The organism is Geodermatophilus sp. URMC 65, from assembly GCF_053502545.1.
In genome coordinates, this window is record NZ_CP199954.1 from 681,783 (window position 1) to 696,455 (window position 14,673).

General features: G+C 74.9%; 19 protein-coding genes. 6 read left to right on the forward strand and 13 right to left on the reverse strand.

From position 1 onward, the window contains the following. Positions 1-34 precede the first annotated feature (34 nt). From ACWIX7_RS03190 to ACWIX7_RS03215, 6 genes are all read right to left on the reverse strand, one after another. Positions 35-322, reverse strand: coding sequence for an antibiotic biosynthesis monooxygenase (locus ACWIX7_RS03190; RefSeq protein WP_448620172.1), 288 nt, complete (start codon positions 320-322; stop codon positions 35-37). Positions 323-457: 135 nt separating this feature from the next. Further along, positions 458-940 (reverse strand): FAD-binding protein, encoded by a 483-nt coding sequence (locus ACWIX7_RS03195; RefSeq protein WP_448620173.1) that lies wholly within the window; start codon positions 938-940, stop codon positions 458-460. 149 nt (positions 941-1,089) lie between these two features. Beyond that, on the reverse strand, positions 1,090-2,070 hold the full coding sequence (locus ACWIX7_RS03200) for an intradiol ring-cleavage dioxygenase (RefSeq protein WP_448620174.1): 981 nt from the start codon (positions 2,068-2,070) through the stop codon (positions 1,090-1,092). 119 nt (positions 2,071-2,189) lie between these two features. Next, positions 2,190-3,002 (reverse strand): glycerophosphodiester phosphodiesterase, encoded by an 813-nt coding sequence (locus ACWIX7_RS03205; RefSeq protein WP_448620175.1) that lies wholly within the window; start codon positions 3,000-3,002, stop codon positions 2,190-2,192. A 157-nt stretch (positions 3,003-3,159) separates the two neighbouring features. Further along, positions 3,160-3,744, reverse strand: coding sequence for a hypothetical protein (locus ACWIX7_RS03210; RefSeq protein WP_448620176.1), 585 nt, complete (start codon positions 3,742-3,744; stop codon positions 3,160-3,162). Positions 3,745-3,757: 13 nt separating this feature from the next. After that, entirely contained in the window at positions 3,758-4,906 is a 1,149-nt protein-coding gene (locus ACWIX7_RS03215; protein ID WP_448620177.1) for a zinc-dependent alcohol dehydrogenase, read from the reverse strand. Between the two features lie 575 nt (positions 4,907-5,481). Between ACWIX7_RS03215 and ACWIX7_RS03220 the strand changes: the two genes are divergently transcribed. Next, complete coding sequence (locus ACWIX7_RS03220) at positions 5,482-6,969, forward strand: putative bifunctional diguanylate cyclase/phosphodiesterase (RefSeq protein WP_448620178.1); 1,488 nt, start codon at positions 5,482-5,484, stop codon at positions 6,967-6,969. A gap of 9 nt (positions 6,970-6,978) precedes the next feature. Here the strand turns inward: ACWIX7_RS03220 and ACWIX7_RS03225 are convergent, their stop codons facing one another. Then, positions 6,979-7,800 (reverse strand): sulfurtransferase, encoded by an 822-nt coding sequence (locus ACWIX7_RS03225; protein ID WP_448620179.1) that lies wholly within the window; start codon positions 7,798-7,800, stop codon positions 6,979-6,981. 232 nt (positions 7,801-8,032) lie between these two features. Between ACWIX7_RS03225 and ACWIX7_RS03230 the strand changes: the two genes are divergently transcribed. Genes ACWIX7_RS03230 through ACWIX7_RS03240 form a run of 3 tightly spaced genes read left to right on the forward strand, consistent with a single transcriptional unit; the run spans position 8,033 to position 10,691 of the window. Next, on the forward strand, positions 8,033-9,484 hold the full coding sequence (locus ACWIX7_RS03230; protein ID WP_448620180.1) for a PQQ-dependent sugar dehydrogenase: 1,452 nt from the start codon (positions 8,033-8,035) through the stop codon (positions 9,482-9,484). Next, complete coding sequence (locus ACWIX7_RS03235) at positions 9,481-10,038, forward strand: hypothetical protein (protein ID WP_448620181.1); 558 nt, start codon at positions 9,481-9,483, stop codon at positions 10,036-10,038. The genes ACWIX7_RS03230 and ACWIX7_RS03235 overlap by 4 nt, the downstream gene beginning before the upstream one ends. 5 nt (positions 10,039-10,043) lie before the next feature. After that, positions 10,044-10,691, forward strand: a complete 648-nt coding sequence (locus tag ACWIX7_RS03240; protein ID WP_448620182.1) for a VTT domain-containing protein — start codon at positions 10,044-10,046, stop codon at positions 10,689-10,691. A 9-nt stretch (positions 10,692-10,700) separates the two neighbouring features. On the opposite strand, the gene ACWIX7_RS03245 is transcribed toward ACWIX7_RS03240, so the two are convergent. The 4 genes from ACWIX7_RS03245 to ACWIX7_RS03260 form a co-directional block, all read right to left on the reverse strand. Beyond that, entirely contained in the window at positions 10,701-10,928 is a 228-nt protein-coding gene (locus tag ACWIX7_RS03245; protein WP_448620183.1) for a hypothetical protein, read from the reverse strand. Positions 10,929-11,063: 135 nt separating this feature from the next. After that, on the reverse strand, positions 11,064-11,396 hold the full coding sequence (locus ACWIX7_RS03250) for a hypothetical protein (protein ID WP_448620184.1): 333 nt from the start codon (positions 11,394-11,396) through the stop codon (positions 11,064-11,066). Then, the gene (locus ACWIX7_RS03255) at positions 11,393-11,779 is read right to left on the reverse strand and encodes a DUF1622 domain-containing protein (protein ID WP_448620185.1); all 387 of its coding nucleotides are present in this window, start codon (positions 11,777-11,779) and stop codon (positions 11,393-11,395) included. Before ACWIX7_RS03255 ends, ACWIX7_RS03250 begins: the two co-directional genes overlap by 4 nt. Positions 11,780-11,851: 72 nt before the next feature. Further along, positions 11,852-12,445, reverse strand: coding sequence for an AAA family ATPase (locus ACWIX7_RS03260; RefSeq protein WP_448620186.1), 594 nt, complete (start codon positions 12,443-12,445; stop codon positions 11,852-11,854). A 177-nt stretch (positions 12,446-12,622) separates the two neighbouring features. Between ACWIX7_RS03260 and ACWIX7_RS03265 the strand changes: the two genes are divergently transcribed. Next, on the forward strand, positions 12,623-12,895 hold the full coding sequence (locus tag ACWIX7_RS03265; protein WP_448620187.1) for a DUF1540 domain-containing protein: 273 nt from the start codon (positions 12,623-12,625) through the stop codon (positions 12,893-12,895). A gap of 129 nt (positions 12,896-13,024) precedes the next feature. On the opposite strand, the gene ACWIX7_RS03270 is transcribed toward ACWIX7_RS03265, so the two are convergent. Then, a complete protein-coding gene (locus ACWIX7_RS03270) occupies positions 13,025-13,453 on the reverse strand; it encodes a hypothetical protein (protein WP_448620188.1) in 429 nt (142 codons plus the stop codon). Between the two features lie 142 nt (positions 13,454-13,595). Further along, positions 13,596-14,156, reverse strand: a complete 561-nt coding sequence (locus ACWIX7_RS03275) for a hypothetical protein (RefSeq protein WP_448620189.1) — start codon at positions 14,154-14,156, stop codon at positions 13,596-13,598. Positions 14,157-14,398: 242 nt separating this feature from the next. On the opposite strand from ACWIX7_RS03275, the gene ACWIX7_RS03280 reads away from it, so the two are divergent. After that, on the forward strand, positions 14,399-14,578 hold the full coding sequence (locus ACWIX7_RS03280; RefSeq protein WP_448620190.1) for a hypothetical protein: 180 nt from the start codon (positions 14,399-14,401) through the stop codon (positions 14,576-14,578). Positions 14,579-14,673: the final 95 nt, after the last annotated feature.

Consider the following 14,673-nt stretch of genomic DNA (forward strand, 5'->3'; position numbering starts at 1 on the left):
CACCCGCCGGAGGTGCGCGGCCCTGTCCGCCGTGTCACGTGCCCAGTTGCAGGATCACCCCACCCTCGATGACCTCGGGCGGGCTCACCGTCAACTGGGGCAGGTTCTGCCTGACCCAGTCCGCCGCCACGCGCGTGGACTCAGCCGCCCCGGACTCGTTCTCGAAGACGCCGACGCTGAAGCCGCCGTCCGCTGTCCTCACCAGGTGGTAGCTGATGAATCCGGGCACACCCCGGATCACCCGCTCGACGTCATCGGTCCGCCGCTCCAGCTCGTCGAAGAGCTGCGACTCGCCCCTGTAGTGCCGGATGACCGCGTACACCTCAGCCCTCCTCCACAGTCTCGACGGTCGACCACAGCACGAGGTCTCAGCAGCCGGCCGCCCGCTGCTGTCCTCGGGCACCCGCTGGGTCTGTCCGTCGTCAGTGACTGCTCGTAACCACGTCCGTTCCGGACCTCACCCCGGCGGGATGTTGTGGTTGACGTGGAAGAGGTTCCCGGGGTCGTAGCGCCTCTTCACGTCGACGAGTCGCCGGTACTTCGGCGGCCCGAAGACCGTGCGGGGGTCGAGACCGCGGTGCTCCGCCGGGGCGAGTGTGGCGCCCGCTCCGACGCGGACGGTCCTCGCCGCCGCGTCGACGGACACGGCGTGCACGTCGGCGAGATCCAGCACGACACCCTCGTCGACCGCTCCGTTGCCGGCGACGTGGTGGCCACCGCCGGGGACGGCCAGGTCCAGCCCGTGCTCCCGGACGTACGCGACGGTCGGTGCGACGTCGCGCACGTCCGCCGCGCGCACCACGGCCCAGGGGCGACGGTCCACCATCCCGTTCCACACGGCGCGGGCCGCGTCGTAGCCCGGGTCCTCGCGCCCGGTCACGGTGCCCACCACGCGGGTGCAGGGATCGTCCAGCTCGGGTCGCAGCGTCGATGTGGTCATGGGAGACCCTCGTCCGGCCAGGTCATCGCAGACCACCATGCTCGGCCGGGCGTCGAGAGCGGATCCAGAGGACAAGGGCCTGTCCGGGATGCGCCGCCTCGGACCAGCGGGCTCACGTACGGCTGGAGGGCCGCACCGGCTCCCGGCCCTCAGTTGCTCGGCGGTGCCGGCGGGGCGCCGGTCGGTGGCGTGCCGCCAGGGCCACTACCGGGCGGGCCACCCGGAGCACCGGAGGGCGCGCCGTCGCCGCCCATGCCGCCACCGCTCGGGGTCGTGGCGGTGTCGACGCCGACCGCGAGCCGCACGGTGTAGCCGCTGGTGACGTTCCCGGCCACGGTGGCCAGCTGGCTCGCGCCGCGGTCGTCCCCGAAGACGTTGTCGCTGCTGAGGTCGACCCGCGACAGGTTGCTCACCGACGCCTCGTAGCCGGGAGTCGCGTAGACCGCCTCGCAGACGTCCTGCGGCAGCGCGACCTGCGAGGTGGCGATCGCGTTGGTCGAGTCGGTGGTGCTGCCCTGGTCCGGGTAGACCTCGAAGTGGAGGTGCGGCCAGCGCCCGTCGTAGCAGGCCGGGAAGACGCTGGTGAAGCGGACCAGGCCGTCGGCGTCGGCGACCTGCACGCCGCGCAGGTAGTTCTGGTCCTCGAGACCTGCGGAGTACAGCGAGTAGCCGCCCTCGCGGGTGCAGTGCCAGACGTAGACCGCGACCCCCTCGAACGGCACCCCGCCGTTCGCGAGGTCGGAGACGGTCAGCTCCAGGGTCATCGGCACGCCCTCGGCGGTGCCGCTGTACTCCCCGAAGCTGGACCGGATGTCGCTGCGCACGATGCCGCTCTGCTCCAGCACGTCCGGTCCGTTGGAGCCATCACCCGGATAGGGGCCGGCGGTCTCGTCGGGGATCTCACCCGCGGAGGACCGGGCGGAGGACGCCGACGAGCTCGTCGACCCGCCCGCGCCGCAGGCTGCCAGCCCGACCGATGCCGCACCCAGGCCGAGGACGGCCAGCAGCCGGCGGCGGCTGAGCAGGGTGCTGACGTCGAAACCGAGCCCCTGGTCGACCAGCTCCTCGTCGGGCCGGGGCAGTGACCGCCCCTCGTAGGTCGGCGTCCGGTCTGCTCTCGGGTGCTGCACGGAGTACTCCAGGGGTCGTCGTCGCTACTGACAGCAACCGTAGGACTCGCCTGCGTGCAAGGACTGGACGCCGTCTGGGAGTTCGCTGAGCACGTGCGGCGCTACACCGTGCTGCCCGGTCATCCGGCGCCGACCGTCGCCCCCGCGCTCGCCCGGGCGTGCTGAGGTCCGAGCAGTTCCAGGGCGCTCGGGACCTCGTCCACCACCACGGCGTCGGCGCCGGCCTCGAGCAGCACGCCGGCCGAGATCAGTGCGGGGCACCACACCACGAGCTCCCGACCGGCGCCGTGGACGAACGGCAGCGCCTCGGCGACGGTCGCCGGTTCGACCACCCCCGAGTTGCGGTCCGCGAGCGATCCCACCTGCAGCCCGAGGACGTCGACGTCCAGGTGCGCGCAGGCCACCACCGCGACGTCGAGGGGGAAGCGGTGCCAGGTGAGCCAGCCCAGCGGCACCGAGGGCTCCTGGCAGCGCAGCCGGTGCAGCGCCGCGGGGTCGAACGACGTGACCAGCAGCGGGCGGCGGCGCACCGCGGCGGCCACGACGGGCGCGAGCAGGGCCGCGGTGGTGCGCGACGGCGGTCGCAGGCTGTCGTCGATCGCGGGCTTGAGGTCCACGTCCAGCCCGACGTCGTGCGGCAGCTGCTCCAGCAGGGTGTGCAGCCGGAGCGTGCCGCGCCGGTCGGCCTCCGCCGCGGTGACCTCGGCCACGCGGGTGCCGTCCGGGTACACCTCGTCGTGCCGCACCACGAGGACGTCGTCCGCCGTCCGCCGGACGTCGGCCTCCACCCAGGTCGCCCCCTGCGCGGCCGCTGCCGTGAAGGACCCCAGGGTGTTCTCCCGGTGGCCGCGGACGGTCCCGCAGCCCAGGCCCCGGTGCCCGATGACCGCCGGGCCGGCACCGAACACTCGGCCCATCGGCCGCGGGGACACGGTGCGCACCGTCTCGCGCCCGCTGCGGGGACTGGGTACCCCGGTGTGCGTCATGACTGGCGTCCCGTCTGTGTGGGACAGGGTCGAGCAGGCCGTGCCCACTTATTCCACCGCCGCGGACGACGCACGTCGATGGGGAACGGCGCCGATCCGTCCCTCAGCGGCGCAGTGCGCGCACCAGCCGACGGACGCCGGTCCAGGTCACCGCGGCGCCGGCCACCCACGGCCCGGCCACGACGACCGGGTCCAGGACGTGGTGCCGGGCGTCGGAGCGCCCGCGCCGGGAGCGCAGCCCGCCGCCGGTGAGCTCGCCGCGCAGTCCGGACGCCGGCACGTCGGGGCGCCCGGAGGCGAACGAGCGCAGGTGGCTCCCCCACGCGTCGATCCGGTCGCCGACGATCAGGAGCAGCCAGTGCGCCAGGCGGCCCTCGCTGAAGCGGCGGTAGGCGAGCCGGCGCACCGCCCCGGACACCCCCTTCAGGGGCTGCGCGGTGCCGAAGACCGGGGTGACGAAGGCGTGCTCGATCGACCGCTCCCGCGGCTCCTTCTCCGGCTGCCGCTCCGGGAAGTCCCAGTGCGCGCCCGTGGTGTCCGGCGTGTAGTGCAGCCGGGGGTGCGACGGCCGGTCGGCGGGGTCGAGGTCGGCCCCCCAGCCGGGGATCCGGGCCCGCAGCTGCTCACGGGTCTCGCGGGGTGTGCGCTTGTCCCGGACGTAGGCGCTCGGGATGTCGGGGTCGGTCATCGTCGCTCCTCGCTCAGGCCGCGTCGGGCAGGACCAGCGGCTTGATGCAGCCGTCGAGCTTGGCGGAGAACACGTGGTAGGCCTCGGCGATGTGCTCCAGCGGGAACCGGTGGGTGACCATCGCCCGCGGCGTCAGGTGGCCGTTGCGCACGTGCTCGAACATCCGCGGCCACTGCCGCTTCACCGGTGTCTGGTTCATCCGCAGGGTGAGCCCCTTGTTCAGCGCGTCGCCGAACTTCACCGCGTTGGGGATCGGCCCGTAGGCGCCGACGACGGAGACGGTGCCACCCTTGCGCACCCCGTCGATCGCCCAGTTCAGCGCGACCGGGGAGCCGCCCTGCAGCTTGAGCTTGGTCCCGGTCACCTGCTGCAGGAGGTTGCCGTCGGCCTCCGCGCCCGCCGCCTCGATGACGACGTCGGCGCCGAGGAAGTCGGTCTGCTTCTTCAGCTCCACCACGACGTCGTCGTACTCGTCGTAGTCGAGGGTCTCGGCGTAGGCCATGGTCCGCGCCTTCTCCAGCCGTTCCTGCAGGTGGTCGACGACGATCACCCGGCCCGCGCCCATGAGCCACGAGGACTGGGCGGCGATCAGGCCGACCGGCCCGGCACCGAGGACGACGACCGTGTCGCCCTCGGCGATGTCGCCCAGCTGCGCGCCGAAGTAGCCGGTCGCGGCGGCGTCGGTCAGCAGGACGGCGTCCTCGTCGTGCATCCAGTCGGGGATCCGCACCGGCCCGACGTCGGCGAACGGGACCCGCACGTACTGCGCCTGGCCGCCGTCGTAGCCGCCCGTGGTGTGCGAGTAGCCGTAGATGCCGCCGACCGCCGTGGCGTTCGGGTTGACGTTGTGGCAGTTGGAGTACAGCTCGCGGGCGCAGAACCAGCACGACCCGCAGGAGATGTTGAACGGCACCATCACCCGGTCACCGACCTGCAGGCTCTGCACCGAGGACCCGACCTGCTCCACGACCCCGATGAACTCGTGGCCGAACGTGTGCCCGATCCGCGTGTCCGGCATGAGGCCGTGGTAGAGGTGCAGGTCCGAGCCGCAGATCGCGGCCAGCGTGACCCGCACGATCGCGTCGTTCGGGTGCTCGATGGCGGGGACGTCCTTCTCCTCGACCCGCACCTTGTAGGGACCCCGGTAGACCATGGCCCGCATCGCAGGACCTCCTCGCACTCGCGGGTGACCGAGCGACTGCCACCCGTCCGCCGGGGACGGCTCCCCGGCGTCCCCCGCACCCTGACCGACCCGCCGGCCGGCGGCCAGTCGGGGCCCTCGGCACCGGTTCCCCCGGACGGGTGAGGCCGGCCGGACGGCGCTGGAAATCCCCGGGCACCAGGCCGAGGACAGCTGCATGGTCACCGCACTGCACGAGCGGCTCGCCGCGGCTCTGCCCCAGGGCCGGCACCTGCCCGAGGAGGTCTGGAAGCGGCGTCACCGGGCCGTCCTCCGGGTGGCCGCCGCGCAGGCGGGAGGCCTGGGTGTCATGGCGCTGCTGCTCGGCCGGTCGCCGCTGACCGCCCTGCTGCTCGCGCTCGCGGTCGCCTACCCGCTGGTGTTCACGGTGCTGCCCGGGGCCGGCCGCGGGCTGCGCTCGGCGGCGGCCACGGCGTCCCTGCTCGCCGCCTCGGTGGTCCTGGTCTACCTGATGGAGGGCCTCACCGAGGCGCACTTCCACTTCTTCGTCATGGTCGGGCTCGCGGCGCTGTACCAGAACTGGGTGCCCTTCGGGGATGGCGCTGGCCGTCGTCCTCGCCCACCACGGCGTCGTGGGCACCCTGTTCCCGCACTCCGTGTTCGGGCACGCCAACGCGCAGCACTCGCCGTGGACGTGGACGCTCGTGCACGGCGCCTTCGTGCTGGCCGCGAGCCTGGCCCACCTCGCCGCCTGGCGGCTCAACGAGCAGCAGGGGTTGCGCGACCCGCTCACCGGCCTGGCCAACCGCACCCTGCTGCTCGAGACCACCGCCCGGATGCTGGCCCGGCGCTCGGGCCCCACCAGCGTGCTGTTCCTGGACCTCGACGACTTCAAGGACGTCAACGACTCCCGCGGGCACGCCGTCGGTGATCAGTTGCTGACCACGGTGAGCCAGCGGATCGAGGGCTGCGTGCGCTCGGTCGACCAGGTGGCCCGGCTCGGCGGTGACGAGTTCGCCGTCGTGGTCGCCGGCTCCGCCCGCACGGCCGCGGAGGTCGGCGAGCGGGTGCTCGGCGCCCTGGCCGACCCGGTCGTCGTCGACGGACGGGCGATCCACGTGCGGGTGAGCATCGGCGTCGCCGACTCCACCTCGGCCGGGGACCGCTCTGCGGGCACGCTGCTGCGCAACGCCGACCTGGCGATGTACCTGGCGAAGTCCTCGGGCAAGAACCGCGTGGTCGTCTACGCGGAGGGCATGGAACGGGCCGCCCAGTCCAAGGCCGAGCTGATCACCGACCTCGACTCCGCCGTCGCCGAGGGCCAGCTCGCCGTCCACTACCAGCCGACCGTCGAGCTGAGCGAGGGCGCGACCACCGGCTACGAAGCCCTGCTGCGCTGGCAGCACCCCACCCGCGGGCTGGTGCCCCCGATGGAGTTCATCCCGCTGGCCGAGGAGAGCGGCGCGATCGTCGAGATCGGCCGCTGGGTGCTCACCGAGGCGACCGACCAGGCGGCCCGGTGGTCGCGGGAGGCCGGCCGGCCCATCGACATCGCGGTCAACCTCTCGCCGCGGCAGTTGCTCGACGACGACGTGGTGTCCACCGTGCGCGCGGCGCTGGCCGACAGCGGGCTGCCCGCGGGCCAGCTGACCCTCGAGGTGACCGAGGGCGTGCTCATCGACGACGTGGAAGCGGTGGTCGACGTCCTCCGGGCGCTGCGCGGCCTGGGCGTCCGCATCGCGATCGACGACTTCGGCACCGGTTACTCGAGCCTGTCCTACCTGCGCCGCCTGCCCGCGGACGCCGTGAAGATCGACCGCAGCTTCGTGCAGGACCTGGGCTCCGGTGGGCGGTCGACCACGCTGGTGGCCTCGATCATCGAGCTGGCCCGCAGCCTCGAGCTCGAGGTGGTCGCCGAGGGCGTCGAGACCGAGGAGCAGCACGCCGTCCTCGGCCGGCTGGCCTGCTCGCACGCCCAGGGCTACCTGTTCGGCCGTCCCCAGCCGGCCGCCGTCCAGGACCCGGGCACCCCCGTGGAGGTGCCGCTGCCCCGCACGGAGGCGCTGCCCGCCGTCCGGTCCTGACCGACCCGGTCAGGACGGCCGGTCGCCCACGGCGGCCGGCCGGTCCGGGTCGGCGCTGTACTGCGACCAGGAGCCGGGGTAGAGCCGCCCGTGCGGGAGGCCCGCCAGTTCCAGCGCGAGCAGGTTGTGGCAGGCCGTCACCCCCGAGCCGCAGTAGGACACCACGTCGCTGTCGGCGGTGACCCCGGCCGCGGCGAAGGTCGCGCGCAGCTGCTCGACCGGCAGGAAGCGGTCGTCGGCGCCGAGGTTGGCCCGGCACGGCACGTTGACCGCGCCGGGCACGTGGCCGGCGCGCGGGTCCACCGGCTCCCGGTCCCCGCGGTAGCGCTCGGGGTCGCGCGCGTCGAGCACCACCGCGGCCGGGTCGAGGACGTCGTCGACCCCGGCCAGCCGTTCCGCCGGCCACGGGCGGGCGGTGAACACCGCCGGGGCCCGCTGCGGGACGGCCTCCTCGAGCGGCCCGTCCCACGCCGCCGTGCCGCCGTCGAGCAGGGCCGCGTCGTGCCCGGTCACCCGCAGCATCCAGACCAGCCGGGCGGCGACCACCCCGCCGGCGTCGTCGTAGGCCACCACGGGATCGTCGTCCCCGATGCCGAGCGCGGCCATGCCCTCGGCGAAGACCTCCGCCTCCGGCAGCGGGTGCCGCCCCGCGTCGGGCCCGGCGTGCGCGGCCAGCCAGCGGTCCAGGTCGACGAAGGCCGCACCCGGCAGGTGACCGGCGTCGTAAGCGGCGCGGCCGGACCGGCCGTCGAGGTACCAGCGGACGTCGGCGAGGACGACCTCGTCGCGGTGCTCGCGCAGCCAGGACGGGTTCACGACGGGAGGCAGCACGGCGGCGACCCTACGACCGCGTCCCACTGCGTGACCACCCGATCCCAGCACGTGGAGCCCGCGAACCGGCGTCCACCGGTCGGCGGCCCTCACCACCGGTGACCGCGGACCGCCGCGGTGCCGCGCCACTCCGGCGCCGTCCCGGCCGCGGATTTGCACCGGCCGCAGCCGAGGCACGGCACCACTCCGCGCGTAGAGGCACGCCGCGGCGCCGTCGTTCCCAGGACCTGCCGTGACCCTGCCGACCGTCGCCGCCTCCCCGGAGGCCCTGCAGCAGCTGCCCACCCCCGCCCGCCCGCGGCTGGACCCGGCCGACGTCGTGCTGCCGGCCGGCTACCGCGCCGAGGTGGTGCTCGCCGGGCTGTCGATGCCCTGCGGGATGGGCGTGGACGACGGGGGCACCGTCTACGTCCTGGAGGGCGGCAGCACCTGGCCCACCCGCCCACACCTGCCCGGCCGCATCCTGCGGCTGCGCCCCGACGGGACCCTCGACACCGTCGGCGAGGAGCCGCTGGGCGGTCCCCGGCACATCGCGCTGCGCGACGGCTCGGCCTACGTCTCCGCGAAGGGTGGGCACCAGTCGCGGATCGTGCGGTACGACCTCGCCGACGGCGGCGCGACGGTGATCGTCGACGGGCTGCCCGACGGCGGCTGGCACGAGCCCGGCGGCCCGGTCTTCGGCCCCGACGGGCTCATGTACTTCGGCCAGGGCTCGGTGTCGCAGAACGGCGTCGTGCTGCCGCAGGGCTACACCGTCGACCTCGCCCGGCACCAGCGCGCCCACGACGTCCCCGGCGTGGACGTGACGCTGACCGGCAACAACGTCGACAGCCACGCCCCCACGGCGCCCTACCCCTTCTACGCGCACACCGGCGCCTTCAAGCCCTTCGGCGTCCCCGCCGAGCCCGGCGAGGTGGTCCGCGGACAGCTGAAGTGCAGCACCGGTATCTGGCGCGCCCACCCCGACGGCAGCGACATCGAACTCATCGCCTGGGGCGTGCGCAACCCCTACGGGATGGTCTTCGCCGAGGACGGGGAGCTCTACGTCACCGACAACGACTACGAGGAGACCGGCGACCGGGCGATCGCGAACGACCCCGACCGGGTCTGGCGCATCGACGCCGCGCGGACGCCGCACGGCGAGGTGGGGACGCCGGCCTGGTACGGCTTCCCCGACCTGTGCGGCGACGGCCTGCCGGTCTGGCACGAGTCGCACCGGCCCGCCCGTGGCCGCCCGGCCGAGCAGCTGATCGCCGACCCCCTGCCGGAGTGGGCCGGGCCGGCGGTGTGGCTGGAGCAGCCGCACTCGGCGCTGTGCGGCCTCGACGTCTCGCGCTCCGACACCTTCGGCCTGCGCGGCCGGCTGTTCGTCGCCGAGTGGGGCACCCTCGCCCCGATGAACTCCCCGCGGGAGGAGGACCTCGACCACGGCTTCCGGGTGGTCACCGTCGACCCGGCCACCGGGTCGGCCGAGCCGTTCATGACCAACCGGCACCCCGGGCCGGCGTCGGCGAACGGCAGCGGCGGCATCGAGCGCCCGGTCGACGTGGTGGCCGCGCCCGACGGGAGCGTGTACGTCCTCGACTTCGGCGTCTCGACCGTCGACCCGAGCAAGCACCTGTCCTACGGGCACACCGGCGTGTTGTGGCGCGTCGTCCGCGACGGTGCCGGGGCGGCGTCGTGACGAGGACACCGCTGCTCGTCGAGCTGGACGAGGCCACCCTCACCGCCCAGCGGCGGCGCACGGCGACCTGGCTGGCCACCCTCGCCTCGCTGCAGACCGGCTACCGGCAGCTGCTCGGCCGGACCGTGCCGCTGGTCGGCGACCCGCACGTGCGGACCTGGCTCACCGAGCTGCACGACGCCGCGCGCCGGCACGAGGCCGCGGTCGACGAGATCGCCGCCGGCCTGGACGTCCGCCCCGCCGCCCCGCACCCGCTCACCGCCCTGACCGGGACCGTGCTCGGCCTGGGCCGGGAGCTGGCCGGCCAGGTGCAGGGCCTGCTCGCCGGCAGCAGCGGCCCGGCCTGGCGCGACCTGCGGCAGCTGACCCTGTCCAACCTCGACTCGATGAGCGCCTTCGCCGTCGCCGAGCAGCTCGGCCTGGCCCTCGGCCGGCCGCAGGCGGTGGACGTCGCCTTCCGGGTCGTGTCGGAGAAGAGCGCGCACCAACTGCTCCTGCGCGAGGTCTTCCTGGAGTTCGCCGCGGACGCCGTGCTCCACCGCCGCGACGTGTGACGCCCGTGCTCCCCCGCAGCTACGGACTGGTCGTCGCCGCCGTGGCGGGCACCTCGTTGCTGCTGTTCGCCGTGGTCGAGGCCGCCGGCGTCCCGCTGCTCACCGACCCGCTGCCCACGCTGCGGGCCGCGGGCGCGCTGGCCGCGGTGCTCGGCGTCGCCCTGCTGGTGGCCGACGTCGCCGTCCCGGTCCCGGCCAGCCTGGTGATGCTGGCCCACGGCGCGCTCTTCGGTCTGCTGCCCGGGGCCGCGCTCTCCCTGCTCGGCGGCGTGGGCGCGACCGCCGTGGGCTTCGCCGTGGGACGGCGCGGACGCGGGCTGGTCGACCGGGTGACCACCCCGGCCCAGCGGCGGCGGGCCGACCGGCTGCTGGCCCGCTGGGGCGCGCTGGCGATCGTGGTCACCCGTCCGGTGCCGGTGCTCGCCGAGACCGTCGCCGTCCTGGCCGGCACCTCGCCGCTGCGCTGGCCGGCCGCTCTGCTCGCCGCCACGGTCGGGACGGCGGTGCCCGCGGTGCTCTGCGCCGCGGCGGGGGCGGCCGCGGCGGACGCGGTCGACGGCGTGCTCGTCGTCGGGCTGGTCATGGCACTGGTCGCGGTGCTCGCGCTCGCGGGACACCTGCGCTCGCGCGGCGCCCGGTCCCCGCGCGCGTGACGGGCTGCCTCAGATCCGAGGCACCCAGTGCAGCACGTCGCCCCTGCTGCCCGCCCTGCGCCCGAACGCCTCCACTGCCTCGAGGTGACGCACCGTCCGCCACTGGCCGGGGGCCCAGGCGCGCAGCACCAGCCCCTCCTCCGAGAACGCGATGAGCGCTCCCGCCTCGGTGGCCAGCATCTCGGCCTCCACCCGTTCGTCCTGGTCCTCCGCGACCTGCACCGTCCACGCCGGCATGCCGTGCTCCCCCCTGGCCCGGGGCGTCCTGTGCGACACCTGGCAGCACGAATCAACTCGGGGTTGCCCCCGGCCGTCAACGCCCGCGCGCGCGTCTTGGCCGTGCGTGACGGAACCACGCCGGACGGAATCGGCTCAGGCGCGCCAGGCCGGGCGCACCAGCCGGCGCAGGTCCGGGAGGCGGCTGGGGCGGTCCGACCGGGTCGAGGCCCAGGTGTGCCCGCCGGTGCGCAGACCGAAGCCGATCAGCCGGCGGACAACGAGTATCGCGGCGGCGGTGGCCAGCGCCTGCCAGCTCGGCTCACCGACCAGCCGGAGCAGACCGGCCGCGACGAGCAGGTCGAGGAGCACCGGCAGCGCCGCGGCAGGACGGCGGGTCGCGACCAGCGCCACCAGCCCGGCGGCGAGCGCCGTCGCGGTCACCAGCAGTGCCAGCGCCGCGCCGGCGCTCTGGACGACCGCACTCACGTCGGTCGCGCCGGCCGCGTCACGGTGCCGTCCTGCGCCCGTTCCTCGGCGAGCTGGCGGCGCTCCTCGTCGATCTCCCTGGCCAGGAAGTAGTTCAGCGCGGTCCGGATGGCGGCGACCGCGGCGAGCTGGCCGAGCTCGCGGAAGCTGGGTGCCACCGCCGTCCGAAGCACGTCGCTGGCGAGCTGGAACTCCAGGCCCAGCGCCAGGAAGCGGCCGAGGGTCAGCCGGACGGGGACGAAGGCGCCGGCGTCCCGGTCGCGCAGGCCCACGACGACGAACCGGACGAAGGCCCACAGGGCCCCGACGACGATAACCGCGGCGCCGCACGCCTCCACCACGGGGACCAGGACGCCGAGCGCGTCCACCAGGAGTTCCTCCACCGCCGCGCCCTACCCAGCCCGGTTCCGGAACCACCCGACCGGGCCGAGGTCGCCCGCTGGGCGCCGGCCGTCTCAGGCCGCGGCCCGGCCCAGCAGGTCGGCCAGCGTGAGGCGGCCGGCCCGCACGCGGTCGACGACGGTCACCGCGTCCGGCCCGCCGCCGCCGTCCGGGCCGGCGACCTCCTGCAGCAGGGCGCCCCAGCGGGTGGCGTGCCGGTGCATCGACCGCGCCGGGATCCCGCGCCCGCGGGCGGCCTGCCCGCTCTCGGCCAGCTCCCGCGACGCGTCGAGCAGCACCAGCCGCACCGAGCGTCCGCCCCGCCGCGCGGTCCGGAGGACGGTGGCCCGCCACCACGGCCGGGTCCAGGGGTCGGTGAGGACGACGACCGGCGCGGGCCCGGCGACGACGCGCAGCACCCGCACCCGGTGCCAGGCGTGCACCAGCGGCCGGACCACCCGGTACGGGACGCGGACGGCGACCGCCTGCACCCGCGCGGCGACGTCCTCGGAGTCCAGGCCGACGACCCCGGGCGCGCCCTCGGCCACGAGCCGGCGCAGCAGCGTCGTCTTGCCGCTGCCCGGGAGCCCGCCGACGACCACCAGGACGCCGTTCGGGCCCCGGCGCCCGGCGGCGGCGGTGGGGGCTGGTCCGGTCTGCACGACCACGTGCGGCCACCTCCTCTCGATCTCCCCGCCATGGTCCCCGCCGGAGCTCGGCGCTGGGGGTGGACCAGCTGTGAGTCGGCTGTGAGACAGGCCCCTGACCTGCACGTAGGCAAGCCTCAGTTTGCTGGCGGCCCCCCGGGGGACGTGCCAGCCTGGGTCATGACCTCTCTCCAGGACATGCCCCAGGTACAGAACTGCGCCGTCGACAGCTGTTCGTACAACGCCGAGCACAACTGTCACGCGGGCGCGATCACCGTGGGTGGCGACCACGCCCACTGCGGCACCTTCGTGGAGATCAGCTTCCGCGCCGGGCTGGACCGCAACGGGTTGGTCGGCGCCTGCCACCGCTCGGACTGCGTGCACAACGACAAGCTCGAGTGCCACGCCTCCGGTGTGCGGGTCGGGCCGAGCACCGACGCTGCGGACTGCTTGACCTACGAGGCCAGGTGACCTGAGGGAACGACCCTGCTGCAGGGTCTCGCTGCGAGCCCCGATCGGCCCTCCTGCAGGGGCCCGCCGCGAGCCCGCGAGGGGCGGGGGGTAGGAGGGTCCTTCAAGAGGGGCAGCGGGGTCCTCCGGCTACGAGGCCAGGTAATCCAGGTCCGCGAGCGACTCGGTCGACAACCCGCCGGCCGGGTCGGCGCGCAGCACGCCGTCGGCGACCGCCAGCGCGGCGACCGGGTCGTCGTCGTCCACCAGGACCGCCCGCCCGCCGGTGGCCACCGGGCGCAGCGCCGTGAGGACCGCGCGGCGGTCCGGCGCGGCCAGCCCCTCGGTGAGCCGGTCGACGAGCACGATCGTCGCCCCCGCCTCACGCACGGACTCGATCGCCTCGATGCGCCGGTGCACGTCGTCGTCCGCGGCTGCCGCGAGGCGCTGCACGCGGACGGCGGAGTGCCCGGAAGCGCAGCGGCCGCTGTCGTCGTCGAGCGCGGCCATCACCTGACGGCGGACAGCCGCCGGGCCCAGCAGCACGGTCACGTCGCCGACGGGCAGTCGCAGCCCCACGCGGATCTCCCTCGCCTCGCGCTCTCGCCCGTCCGGGCGCGGTAAGGCGAGGCTAACCTCTGCTTCGCGCTGCCGTCCACCCCTCCGCCGGACAGCAGTGCGGCGCCGCCCCCGGGGGGACGGCGCCGCTGCTGTGCCGGTGTCAGTCGTTGTCGCGGTCGCCCCACCAGCCGCCGCGGCCCCCGGCCCACGGACCGTTGCTGGTCGAGTTGACCCAGTCGGTGACCTGCTGCTCCAGGTCGGCCAGCCGCTCGTCGGCCACGTCCTGGGGCATCCCGCTCTCGACGGCCTGCGCGATGCGCTCCTGCTTGGCCTTCACCAGCGCGTCGACGAGCGTGTCCACCGCGACGCCCTTCTCCTCGGCGACCTTCGCGAGGGTGGCCCCCTCGGCCTCGAGCGCGGTCCGCAGCTCGTCCTCGGTGATGCCCAGGGCCTCGGCGGCGGTCTCGAGGCCGAACCAGCCGCCATGGTGGCCGTGCCACCCGAGGTCGGCGTCGCTGAGCGTGGTGGCCACCTCGTCGGCCTGCTCCTGGCTGAGCGACCCGTCCTCGACCAGACCGGAGAGGGCGTCCTTGATCCGGTCGACGACGGACGTCCCCGCGCCGTCGGTGTCCTCGGTGGCGGCGACGGCGGGAACGGCCACGGCCAGTCCGGTCAGCGTCAGGGCGCCTGCTGCGGCGGCGACGACCAACTTCTTGCGCACAGTGGTCTCCTCGGTCAGCGGCCGGTCCGTCCAGCCGTCGAGGAGATCGTGGCGCGCGAACCTGTGACGGAGCTGGCAGCGGCCCGTGGCCTCGCTGGGACCCTCCACTCCACCACCACGGACCACACGAGGCGCTCGACGAAGGAAGGAGCCGAAGGGCTCGCTGAGGTGCCGCTCCATCGACGCGCGGTCCTTCGCCCGGTCGTACTGCTGTCCCGCTCGACGGCCCGCTTCGGCGGCCCGTGTTCGCGCCGGCGCCGGTGCACGACGCGGCCCACGGCTGCGTGTCGGGCCGTTTCGCCGAGTTGGCCGCCGCGCTGGTCACCGAGGTCGCCGCCGAGGGGGTCCGGGTGAACCCGGCCGAGAGCCGGGTGATCGGCGCCGGCTCCCGACAGCGGGGGCTCGGCGCGGTGGTCAACTGACGGCCCACGCTGCCCCGCCCGGAGCCGGACGCGCTGCGCGCTGCGCGCTGCGGCACAACTGCGCCCGGCACGGCTGGGCCACGCAGATCCGCGGG

What these genes read in the sequence shown, in the direction of transcription:
- ACWIX7_RS03195 (WP_448620173.1), bottom strand. Translation starts at nt 940, where the DNA reads ATGACCACATCGACGCTGCGACCCGAGCTGGACGATCCCTGCACCCGC.
- ACWIX7_RS03210 (WP_448620176.1), bottom strand. Translation starts at nt 3,744, where the DNA reads ATGACCGACCCCGACATCCCGAGCGCCTACGTCCGGGACAAGCGCACA.
- ACWIX7_RS03215 (WP_448620177.1), bottom strand. Translation starts at nt 4,906, where the DNA reads ATGCGGGCCATGGTCTACCGGGGTCCCTACAAGGTGCGGGTCGAGGAG.
- ACWIX7_RS03220 (WP_448620178.1), top strand. Translation starts at nt 5,482, where the DNA reads ATGGCGCTGGCCGTCGTCCTCGCCCACCACGGCGTCGTGGGCACCCTG.
- ACWIX7_RS03245 (WP_448620183.1), bottom strand. Translation starts at nt 10,928, where the DNA reads ATGCCGGCGTGGACGGTGCAGGTCGCGGAGGACCAGGACGAACGGGTG.
- ACWIX7_RS03265 (WP_448620187.1), top strand. Translation starts at nt 12,623, where the DNA reads ATGCCCCAGGTACAGAACTGCGCCGTCGACAGCTGTTCGTACAACGCC.